11 protein-coding genes are annotated in these 11,522 nt (G+C 38.1%); 10 read left to right on the plus strand and 1 reads right to left on the minus strand.

Annotation, left to right across the window (positions count from 1 at the left end; genetic code table 11):
- The first annotated feature begins 82 nt into the window (after positions 1-82).
- The 6 genes from mutL to KO561_RS09335 all read left to right on the plus strand — a co-directional run bounded on the left by mutL (position 83) and on the right by KO561_RS09335 (position 6,027).
- Entirely contained in the window at positions 83-1,939 is a 1,857-nt protein-coding gene (mutL, locus tag KO561_RS09310; RefSeq protein WP_231096825.1) for a DNA mismatch repair endonuclease MutL, read from the plus strand.
- A 1,014-nt stretch (positions 1,940-2,953) separates the two neighbouring features.
- Complete coding sequence (locus KO561_RS09315; protein WP_231096826.1) at positions 2,954-3,703, plus strand: abortive infection system antitoxin AbiGi family protein; 750 nt, start codon at positions 2,954-2,956, stop codon at positions 3,701-3,703.
- A gap of 73 nt (positions 3,704-3,776) precedes the next feature.
- Entirely contained in the window at positions 3,777-4,229 is a 453-nt protein-coding gene (locus tag KO561_RS09320; protein WP_231096827.1) for a Dps family protein, read from the plus strand.
- A 154-nt stretch (positions 4,230-4,383) separates the two neighbouring features.
- Positions 4,384-5,313, plus strand: a complete 930-nt coding sequence (gene miaA / locus KO561_RS09325) for a tRNA (adenosine(37)-N6)-dimethylallyltransferase MiaA (RefSeq protein ID WP_231096828.1) — start codon at positions 4,384-4,386, stop codon at positions 5,311-5,313.
- Positions 5,314-5,356: 43 nt separating this feature from the next.
- Positions 5,357-5,581 (plus strand): RNA chaperone Hfq, encoded by a 225-nt coding sequence (hfq, locus tag KO561_RS09330; RefSeq protein WP_231096829.1) that lies wholly within the window; start codon positions 5,357-5,359, stop codon positions 5,579-5,581.
- 227 nt (positions 5,582-5,808) lie between these two features.
- The gene (locus KO561_RS09335) at positions 5,809-6,027 is read left to right on the plus strand and encodes a hypothetical protein (RefSeq protein WP_231096830.1); all 219 of its coding nucleotides are present in this window, start codon (positions 5,809-5,811) and stop codon (positions 6,025-6,027) included.
- Between the two features lie 131 nt (positions 6,028-6,158).
- Here KO561_RS09335 and KO561_RS09340 read toward each other — a convergent pair whose 3' ends face one another.
- Positions 6,159-6,314 (minus strand): hypothetical protein, encoded by a 156-nt coding sequence (locus tag KO561_RS09340; RefSeq protein ID WP_231096831.1) that lies wholly within the window; start codon positions 6,312-6,314, stop codon positions 6,159-6,161.
- 531 nt (positions 6,315-6,845) lie between these two features.
- On the opposite strand from KO561_RS09340, the gene KO561_RS09345 reads away from it, so the two are divergent.
- From KO561_RS09345 to spoVK, 4 genes are all read left to right on the plus strand, one after another.
- Positions 6,846-7,721: an AraC family transcriptional regulator gene (locus tag KO561_RS09345; RefSeq protein WP_231096832.1), complete on the plus strand. Its 876-nt coding sequence runs from the start codon at positions 6,846-6,848 to the stop codon at positions 7,719-7,721.
- A gap of 551 nt (positions 7,722-8,272) precedes the next feature.
- Positions 8,273-8,725, plus strand: a complete 453-nt coding sequence (locus tag KO561_RS09350) for a chemotaxis protein CheW (RefSeq protein WP_231096833.1) — start codon at positions 8,273-8,275, stop codon at positions 8,723-8,725.
- A gap of 60 nt (positions 8,726-8,785) precedes the next feature.
- Entirely contained in the window at positions 8,786-10,483 is a 1,698-nt protein-coding gene (locus KO561_RS09355) for a methyl-accepting chemotaxis protein (RefSeq protein ID WP_231096834.1), read from the plus strand.
- A gap of 123 nt (positions 10,484-10,606) precedes the next feature.
- The gene (spoVK, locus tag KO561_RS09360; protein ID WP_231096835.1) at positions 10,607-11,521 is read left to right on the plus strand and encodes a stage V sporulation protein K; all 915 of its coding nucleotides are present in this window, start codon (positions 10,607-10,609) and stop codon (positions 11,519-11,521) included.
- Position 11,522 lies beyond the last annotated feature (1 nt).

The raw sequence follows: 11,522 nt of genomic DNA on the forward strand, positions 1-11,522 counted from the left end.
AGAGCTGGACGTGACTGTTACTGCAAGTTATCCACACTAAGCCAATTTTTAAATTTCTTAAGTTGCGGGAGAGGATTATCGTATGAAAATATTTCAAATGCCAGACTCCCTTGCCAATAAAATTGCGGCAGGGGAAGTAGTGGAACGGCCTGCTTCCGTCGTAAAGGAACTCGTAGAAAACTGCATCGATGCGAACAGCACTTGGATTAAGGTGGAAGTTGCCGAGGCAGGATTAGATCGTATTAAAATCACCGATGATGGAGATGGAATGACAGAAGAAGATTGTGCATTAGCGTTCTCTCGTCACGCTACGAGTAAGATTCGGAATGAAGATGATCTGTTTCATGTCCGAACGCTCGGGTTTCGTGGTGAAGCGCTTGCCAGTATCGCTGCAGTAAGTAAGTTAACAATTAAGACTTCCACTGGGGAAGAAGCGGGTACGGAAATGCAATTCGAGGGTGGCATATTGAAGCAAAAGTCCAAGAGTGAGGCTCGGAAAGGGACCGAAATCACTATTGACCAGTTGTTTTACAATACACCTGCTCGTTTAAAATATATGAAAACCATCCATACAGAGCTTGGACATATTACCGATGTGATGAACCGAATGGCTTTATCTCACCCGGACATCCGCTTTGAAGTGACGCACAATGATCGGACCTTATTTCGATCTCCTGGCCGTGATGATATACTCCAAGTCATTGCGCAAGTGTATGGTGTAAGCATTGCGAAAAAAATGATAAAAGTAGAGCATGAAACGTTAGACTTTCGTATATCAGGATATATAGCAAAACCTGAAATTACAAGAGCTTCCCGAAACTATATGTCTACCATTATTAATGGTCGTTATATTCGAAGCATTCCGTTATCAAAAGCTATTTTAAAAGGCTACCACACCTTGCTTCCAATCGGCAGAAATCCATTAGTCATTTTAAAAATAGACATGGATCCAATTTTGGTTGATGTGAACGTGCATCCAGCCAAGCTAGAAGTGCGCTTTAGTAAAGAAAAAGAGCTGTTTGAAGCAGTGGAACAAACGATTCAGCAAGCGTTTCGAAAACAAAGTTTAATTCCAGATGTTCCACAGCCGAAAAAAAGACGAGAAGAAGAAGCTAGTGAGCAAGGAATGCTTGATTTATACCAATCACCAGTAGGACGGAGTGAACCAACTGCTTCGTTTGGACAATCAACAATAAATCATCAGGAAGATGTTGAAAAAGATAAGTTTGAAGACACGCAACAATCGGTTGCTGAAAAGATGCTTCAGGCTGACTATGAAGAACTTTCTACTTCTGGGCAAGAGCAACCCTCCGTGGAACTTTCTTTCCAGCAGCCAGAAAAGGAAGCACCAAAAAGTAGGGTTCCCGTAATGTATCCAATTGGCCAACATCACGGAACGTATATTTTAGCTCAAAACGAACAAGGGCTTTACTTAATCGATCAGCATGCGGCACAGGAACGAATTAAATACGAATTTTTTAAAGAAAAAATTGGAGAAGTGGCCAACGAAGTACAAGAGCTACTCATTCCGATTACTTTTGACTTTTCTAGACAAGAAGCACTCCTTATCGAACAACATCAAGTAGAGCTACAACGAGTCGGTTTATTTTTTGAGTCGTTCGGGGAACAAAGCTATATTATTCGTTCCCATCCACAGTGGTTTCCGAAAGGGTTTGAAGAGGAAACGATTCGAGAAATTGTGGACCAAGTCATGGAGGAAGGTAAGGTTGACTTATATAAACTGAGAGAAGATGCTGCTATCTTAATGTCTTGTAAACGATCGATTAAAGCCAATCATCACTTAAATTATAATGACATGTTTCAATTGCTAGAGGATTTACGGGCTTCTACGGATCCTTTTACATGTCCACACGGTCGACCCATTATCATTCACTTTTCTAGCTATGAATTAGAAAAGATGTTTAAACGAGTTATGTAAAGAAAGCTGGGAAAGAAGTGTTCTAATCCTAATAAAATCCGAACTGATTCGAAATCTCTCATTAGAATTCGAATCAGTTCGGATTTTTCTTTTGTTAATTTTGTTGCAAATAATATATAAATTGCGACGTAACGAAATAGTGATTCTTTTATTTTCTTTAACAAGTTGACTGCTAATCCGGCGCTGCGGAAAAATACTCGCTTTCCGTGGGGAACGCCTCAGCCAGGCTACTTCAGCGAGTAATCTACTTCGCTGCCTTGCACCGAGGAACTTTACCACGAAGCATAACTAGAAGACGCAGGTGCATCCCTTCGGGGTCTTCAACTGTTCCTTTCCCAGACAAGGAATACTGCGGAAGCTTAACCTCGCACGCAGAAAATTGGGGTTTATTTTCAAGGAGTCTCGCATTTTTCCGCAGCTTAGTACGGAGTTCTTTTCAAGTCAGAGGTGTTTCCGGCCTTCTCATTTTATAGGTATTAATAACCCATTATATTAGAAAATACCTACAAGCGTAGGCAGATTACGTAGACTCCAGCGGGAACAGCGCGAGGTTGACAGTTTCGTTCATATCAGGAAGCTGAGGCCGTGCCCGCGGAAAGCGAAGTATTCTGCCGGAACGTGGCATTTAGGCTAAACTTGACTTTTTAGTAAATATTCAAAAATCCTTACGTCGCATTTTCTATCAAATATGAATGAATTCCAGAAATTGAAAAGTAACATTCTAATTATTCTGTAATCATTCGTCTGTAAAGTGGGAAGTTAACACTTTTCCAACCTATTTTGTGCAAAAAAAAGCCGGCTTATAACCGGCTTAAGAAGGGGGAAATCATGTTTCTATTTTAGCACTAAAATAGCCATAAAATGGATAATATTTAGAAATTTGTTGAAAAGGGTAAAATAGGCGCATATGCTGCAAGGTAAGCAGGTCTAATGCCCTAATAAGTTCTGTCATAATTTTGGTTGTTTCGTAAAAAATAGAACCTAGTCAATGAATCAGAGGGGAAGGACGATGGTATGACGAGACAAAGTTATGTGTCAAGAGAACTCATGCATTTTGTTGGAAGACATGAGGAGGAAGAGGAAAGATTTCAATTACTCGTTCAAATATTAAGGTCGGGCTGGCTCCTTCATGAACCATTTAATCCAGCTAGATCCAGCCGAATACAAATACATACAGAAGCTCGAACCTTAGAAGACATCATCTCACCTGAGATGACTTGTTTTGCCGATATTCCTATCGATGATTTATCTTTACATATGGAAAAGTACAGCTCTTTTGGGATTTCATTTTCGAAAGAGTTTTTAGTACGACTAGGTGCTAATCCCGTCTTCTACATTGTGAAAAACGGTTCTGTCGTAGAGAGTATTAAGCGGGAAAAAGTCATTCAAGATGGGGAAGAATTGCAATCTCCTTCCTATCAAGAGAAAGAAACAAGAGATCAATTTTTTCATCATAAGATTATCGAGTATTTTTATACGATGGAACGGTTAAAGAAAAAGGTAGGAAACGATGACCAGCTTACTCACCTGTTACAAGAGATGGATGATTTTTTAGTGAAAAACATTTTCGCGTTTTTGAAGCCATTTGATGCCTCTAAAGCAGACGGAGATAAAAATAATTACTATATGGAAAGAGAGTGGCGATTAGTAGGAAATGTAAAATTTTCGTTGTCGGATGTACGAAGAGTGTTGTTGCCGGAAAAATATGCCAAAGATTTTCGGAAAGAACTACCGGACTTTTACGGGCAAATATCTTTTACATAAAGTCCAGTAATCTGAATAAATTGGCGCTTCCTACCTAAAATAAGAGCAGCAACTGAGAAAGGAAAGATGCGGGATGCAAGAAAATCAAAAATTAATTAACTTTCTAAATCAAGAGCTTTCAAACTTCGCTGTCCTTTACGTAAAACTTCACCGCTATCACTGGTTTGTTCAAGGGAGACACTTTTTTAAACTACATGAAGTGTTTGAAGAGCTTTATAACGAAACGGCAAGTGACTTGGATAATGTAGCGGAACGAATTTTGGCTATTGGAGGAAAACCATTAGCAACGATGCACAAGTATATTAAAGAGGCCACACTACAAGAAGCACAAGCAGATGATAAGGAAAATGAAATTATCCATCAGCTCTCAGAAGATTATCGGACAATTATTAAAGAGATTAAGGAAATTGGTTTTCCGTTGGCGGAGGAACAAAAGGACCAACCAACAGTTGACATTTTAAATGAATTGCAAGGTAGATTTGAGAAGCATGTCTGGATGTTACAAGCTTATACCGCCTATGAATAAGTGGGAATGGAGATATTCTTGAAAGGATATCTCCATTGTTGTAGATTCGTCTATAACTTTTCGACTATTTCTTGAAAAGCAAATTGCCAAATCAGATTGTTGCTGTATAATGAGAAAACAAAAAGGTAGAAATTCATAAATTAGGTGAAAAACGATGAAACAACAGGTGGTAGTCATTGTAGGACCGACGGCAGTAGGGAAAACAGCATTAAGTGTCGAGATTGCGAAAGCGTTTCAAGGTGAAATCATTAGTGGGGATTCGATGCAGATTTATAAAGGGATGGACATTGGAACAGCAAAAGTGACGGAGGAAGAACGTCAAGGTATCCCACACTATTTGATTGACTTCAAACAACCAGATGAATCCTTTTCAGTCGCGGAATTTCAAAACCTTGTGGAGCATTCGATTCTAGAGATCTCTCAAAAAGGCAAATTACCGATCATAGCTGGTGGAACAGGTCTATACATACAAGCTGCATTGTACGGTTATGAGTTCTCAGAGACCAAACGAAATGATACGTATCAAAAGAAAATTGAAAAAGAAATTGAGCTCCAGGGAACTAATGCGGTTTACGAACGATTAAAAAAGGTTGATCCAATTCAAGCAGAAAAGGTACACCCTAACAATACGAGAAGGTTAGTCCGAGCGCTGGAGGTCTATGACCGAACTGGCCAAACGATGACAGAGAATCATGAAAAACAATTGGAAGAGTCTAAATATGAACCTATATTAATTGGATTAGAAATGGAACGTTCTAGGCTTTATGAACGTATAAACTTACGAGTCGATCAAATGATCGAACAAGGATTGATGAAAGAGGTGGAATACTTTTATACGAAAGGATTAACAGATAGTCAATCGATGAAAGCAATTGGTTATAAAGAGTTTATTCCTTATTTTGAGGGTGAGCAGTCCGAGGAGAAATCGATTGAGCTATTGAAGCGAAATTCGCGGCGGTATGCGAAACGACAAATGACGTGGTTCAAAAATAAAATGAACGTGGATTGGTATTCCATACTTCCAGAAACAAAGGAAACTGTATTTCAAAATATTTTATCCGATCTTGCAGGAAAGATTAGATAAAAATAGAAATAAACAATACAGATAAAAAGAGGAGGAACACAAAATGTCTCAATCGGTTATGATTCAGGATCAATACTTAAATCAGCTTCGTAAAGAACGTATTCAGGTTACTGTTTTCTTAACTAATGGCTTTCAGCTTCGTGGAGTTGTAAAAGCTTTCGATAATTTCACTGTTCTACTAGAGACAGATGGGAAGCAACAACTAATTTTCAAACATGCTATTTCGACTTTCGCGCCTGCTAAAAATGTAACATTAGATAAAGAGTAAAGGAAGGACGCTATACGCGTCTTTTTCTTTTTGTCTGAGGTTAGACAACTATTTGGTTCATATGGTTTACCTAATTGTAAATTTTACTGCCTGTTTCTGAAATGAAAAATTAACTTGCATTACTTTTATTCATTGAATAGAATAAGTAATCAACTACAATGGCGTAAAAAAATCTTATCAGTTGAAATCAGGCGAGGCTTTTAATTACGGTAAAGGGTGATAGAAGATTGAATCCAAATAGTTTTTATAATGAACTACCAATTGAGTTTTTAGGTGTTTTTTATTATTACGTGTTTGAAAAGTTTGAAGAATATTTAGCGCCTGATGAATACATAAAAGAAATTAAAATAATTGAAAGTGTGGCTCAGGCACGGGGCTTGAGCCAAAAGGAATTATATAAAATTGGTCGAGAAATAAGCATGGCAAATCATAACCAAACTCTCTAAGACATTATAAATGGCTTAAATCTGAGAGGATTTGACGGAGGTCAAATCCTCTTTTTTTTGGAGTTTGGGGTCTCCCCCAGTATTGTATCTGACACAAATACACAAGTAACTATTGGAGTTAGAATCCTGGATTATCTATTGTTTCTAATGTTAATTTCTTCAACTATTAAAAACAAAAGGTTTTTCAGATCTCTGAATCGGATATCTTTTGTATATTGCTCTAGACGTTCTCTAATGACCTTCAATTCAAAATCGGAAAACCTTCTTAAAACATCTTTTTCATCCACTAATCTCACCCCCTTTCATTGGGGGAGACATTTGCATTTTACATGATGGGTAAAGTTGGTAGAATATAATTAGGTAATTTCACATAGCAATTTATGAAAAAATAGGTCAAAAGACATGCTTTTTGATTATTATGGAAAATATGATTCTGAGGGAGTCGTTTGATGCTTATATTATTGGAATGTTTGTTAGAGGTCGTTATATTATTTTGACTAAGATGGATTGATTAACAAGGGCATACGAAAAGTGATTTTATCCCGTATGAAGCAGATTTTTTTCTTTGATAGTATTGGGTTCCGTCAATTATTCAGTAGTGGGACAACGATTGGCAGCAATGACTAATGAACTTGAGTATATATGATAAACGACGCAAGCCTCTAACACCCGAGCTATTCCAACACTTGTTTGCGCAAGTTCAAGATTGTTCTAATTGGCAAATTTCGAAGGTGTTGTCCTTACATTAAAGCGCATGAAATGCTAGGTAATATCACTTAACATGCCTTATAGTGAATAGTGAGAGGAAGGTGATAGGAATGGAGTGGACTACCAGAATGAATGCGGCCATTGCCTATATTGAAGAACACATTATGGACGAAATAACTTACGAGGAAGTTGCGAGAATTGCCTGTTGTTCCGCGCATCACTTTCAACGGATGTTTTCCTTTATCACCCAGGTATCCTTGTCTGAGTATATTAGACGGCGACGACTTTCGTTAGCGGCTATGGATCTGCAGAATAGCAATGAGAAAGTGATTGATCTCGCACTCAAGTATGGCTATGATTCCCCTGAGGCGTTTGCACGCGCGTTCCAACATTTACATGGGATCACACCGACTACCGCTCGTAACGCGGGGTCGAGGTTGAAAGTGTATCCCCGACTAACCTTCCAACTTACAATACAAGGGGTTGAGGAAATGTACTATAGAATTGAGGAAATGAGTAGTTTTAGGATTGTGGGTATTAAGGAGCGTATTTACACGAAGGGGGTTCATGATCTCAAGGATGTTTATGACAGGATGTTCCAAATAAAGGGCGCTGCGGAAGCGGGAGGGAATAAAGAAAGGTTATGGGAGATTCATAATACAGACAAAGCCAAAGGTATAATGGGGGTTTGGTATAGTGAACTTGTTGGGGACAGGGAGGAATTTTACTACATGTTGTCTGCTGTTTCCGACGAAGAGACGCCAGAAGGAATGGAATCCAAGGAAATGGAAGCAGCCACTTGGGCCGTATTTGAAGTACCCGGCCCTCCAGAACGGATTGTAGATTTTTGGCAGCGTCTATATAAAGAATGGCTCCCGACTTCGAATTATGAGTTTGCCCATTCACCTAGTCTGGAATGTTATTTGCCAGCGGAGGAGAATAAAAACGAATTATGGGTCGCAGTAATAAAAAAACAGCAGCGGTAATGGCAGAAAGTCGAGCAGATGCAGGATGATGGACGATATTTGCCCGGCTTGTGTATTTCTAACATTACATGAAATTAGCCTCTTCTTGATCATCGTGTATTACCCCATAAAATTAAGAACGGGTGCTTATTTTGAAGAAGAACAATCTACAAAACAAATTCATTTACTGCGCATTACAAATATACTATTCAATAGAAAAAGGTTATTCTACAATCGGGTGCGATTGATCATTAGTCTAATACTTCGGTAAAAATGCGGAGGTATTAGACTTTTTTTCTCTTAAAATTCTTTAAGTTATAAATCATATTTACTTGGTATTACTATATTAGTAAATGTGTCGGCAACAGGTGGTAAATCCTGTAACAATCACTGGTAAGAAACATGGCAAAATAGTACTTTTTGATGGCCATAATCATTTTCTACATAGTTTTTCAAAACACTCCGAAAAAAACTATTCGTTTAGTAGAAATCAGGTCTTCAATACATAAAGGAAAGAACCGATATTATGTTGAGTATTACTTTTTACCTATTGAAAGGAGGGATTTTAATATATGAAAGTAATAGTTATTCATTTGGACAATCAAGAATATGCACTGGATATCCAGAAAGTAGTATCCATAGAAACAATAAAAGAACTAACAAGAATTCCTGGAACACCTTCTTATTTAAAAGGGGTATTAAACTTAAGAGGGCATATTTCTCCTATTATTGATTTGAAAGAAATATTAAATATGGGAGAGGCTGCGAAAACGGAATTATCAAGAATAGTAATTGTCTACGTTAATGGTACGCAATATGGGTTTATAGTAGATGCTGCTACGGATGTGATCGACATTCACCCAGACTCCGTGCAACAAACAAATAGTCTACATGTGAAAGAAAACTTAGACTTTTTGGATGGAGTTGCAACTATAGAAAATAGACTACTGTTACTCATTAATCCTGATAAGATTTTAAAAGAAGAGCAGATAGAAGTTATTAATCAGCAAGTGAATTCTAAATAGGTTGTAGTGGTTATATTAAATCGAAAAGAACAGAAATCCAAAACAGCAGGAGTGTAGAACTTGAAAGTTATAAACCGACTTAAGATTGGAACAAAAATTAATTTAATTGTATTAATCATTATATTAACATTCTCAGCTATTATTTCTTATGTAGTCATGAACAACATGTCCCGGGGATTGAAAGACATTGCATTAGAGAAAGCGAAATCAGACTTAACTCTTGCTTACGAATACATCGACGCTAAATATCCAGGATCATGGAAAGTCGAGGATGGGTCTCTCTATAAGGGCGATACCGAAATGAATGAGAATTATGAATTAGTGGATGCCATCGGGGAAATGACAGGTGATACAGTAACCATTTTCCAAGGAGATACTCGGATCGCTACCAATGTTATGATAGAGGGCGAACGGGCAATTGGAACTCAAGTATCGGCAGAAGTGAAAGCAAAGGTAATGGACGAAGAAGAGATTTATTACGGAGAAGCGGAAGTTGTTGGGAACATGTACCAATCAGCTTATTCACCAATTATAAATGACTCAGGAGAGGTTATTGGAATTTGGTATGTTGGAGCTTCTGAAGCAATGATAGATAATACCATTTATAGTTTTATGAGGATTTTCTTTATTGTTCTAGTAATCATAGTTATCCTATCTATTATCAGTGTTTTACTTTTCTCCAGAAGTATTCGAAGTAGACTCGTGAAAATTTCACAGGCGATGAGTAATGCTGGTGATGGAGACTTCACATATGTAGTCGAGGATAAATCCAAAGACGAAATTGGAGAGCTAGTGGTTAGTTTAGGACAAATGAGAGAGAACTTGTCGGATCTCTTACAGACTATCTCCCACACATCAGAACAAGTGGCGGCATCTTCTGAAGAATTGTCTGCAAGCGCAGAAGAAAGCTCAAAGTCATCAGAGGTGGTTGCTCAGTCTACTCAAAAATCAGCAGAAGGAACGGAATTAACCCTAAATCATGTGGAACAAGTTGTTAGTTCCGTGGAAAATATGAAATCTGGAGTTCAGGTGGCCCTGACTAATAGTAAAGAGGTTTTATCTCTTTCTAGTCGTGCGTCCGATAACTCAAACGAAGGTTCAGTTGCGGTTGAAGCCGTGGTAAAACAAATGAATGAAATCAGTATGTCTGTAAATGAAATTAGCGGAGTTGTAACTGATTTAGGTGAAAAGTCTAAAGAGATTGGTACCATTGTTGGCTTAATTCGAGAAATATCAGAACAAACAAACCTTCTTGCTTTAAATGCAGCTATAGAAGCGGCGCGTGCAGGAGAACATGGTAAGGGTTTTGCTGTCGTTGCTTCGGAAGTTAGGAAATTGGCAGAGCAGTCATCCAAGTCTACCGAACATATTTCAAGACTTATAGAAGATATACAAAATGAAACCAATAAAGCAGTAGAAGCGATGAATCAAGGAACTGTTAAAGTAGAAGAGGGAATTAATAAAACGGGAAACGTTAGTGAATCCTTCCAATCTATCCAAGATGTAATTGGGGATGTAACAGCTAATGTACGTGAAGTTTCTTCTACAATAGAAGACATTTCTAGTAAGAGTCAGCAAATAGTCGAAGCTATGGCTCATGTAAGAACAGCGGCGAGGGATAGTGTTGAATCTAATGAAACAAACGCTTCTGCAACACAACAGCAACTTGCAACAATGGAAGAAATCTCTGCATCATCCGAAACGTTGTCTGATATGGCTCAAAATCTACAAGCTGCATTATCCAAGTTTAAGTTTTAAGTAGTTCCTTATAATAGCTTTTATCCTTTAGTCGGACTTTTATGTAATTAAATAATTTGTCCATAGGCTGATGTCACATACTAACCAGCTACGACGTATAATGAAGTAGTAAGGGGTGGTGACGTGGAATCTCAAGTATCATTTAACAAACATGGTCAAATCAATATCGTATTACATGATCGCGAAAAAATTGTCATGGAGCATCATGAACAATCTGACCGTATAGATCCATTCAATCGAATTGAAAAAGATTTTTCTTCTTTTATAGGGATGAGCCGCCTAAAAGAAACGGTAAAAGAAATCTACGCCAACATTCAAATCAATCAAATGAGAGAGCATGTTGGCTTAAAAGCTCAAAAACAAGTATTGCACATGTTGTTCAAAGGGAACCCTGGAACTGGAAAAACTACGGTCGCTCGTAAGCTAGCAAATGCCTTTTATGAAATGGATGTATTAGAAAAAGGGCATTTTATAGAAGCGGAACGGGCAGATTTAGTTGGTGAGTATATCGGTCACACGGCCCAAAAGACGAGAGACCTCGTCGAGAAAGCGATGGGTGGCATCCTGTTTATTGATGAAGCATACTCATTAGCTAGAGGTGGAGAGAAGGACTTTGGAAAAGAAGCGATAGATACGTTAGTGAAGCACATGGAAGATAACCAAAACGATTTTATCCTCATTCTTGCTGGCTATCCAGAGGAAATGGACCATTTCTTATCTTTAAATCCAGGTCTAGAGTCCCGTTTTCCTATCGTTCTAGATTTTGACGATTACTCTGTAGATGAGTTACTGCTCATCGCCAAACAAATGACGGCAGAGCGTGAATATCGGCTATCGAAAGAAACAGAGTGGAAGCTACGTGACTACTTAAGCAAGCAAAAAAGAGCTCAAGATAATAAAGGGTTCTCGAACGCAAGATTCGTGCGAAATGCCATTGAAAAAGCGATTCGAAAACACGCGGTACGAATTGTACAAAAGCGTCATTACAGTACAGAAGACTTAATGTTGATTACAAAGCATGACCTTATATTAGAATGAG

Source organism: Radiobacillus kanasensis (assembly GCF_021049245.1).
Taxonomy (GTDB): domain Bacteria; phylum Bacillota; class Bacilli; order Bacillales; family Amphibacillaceae; genus Radiobacillus; species Radiobacillus kanasensis.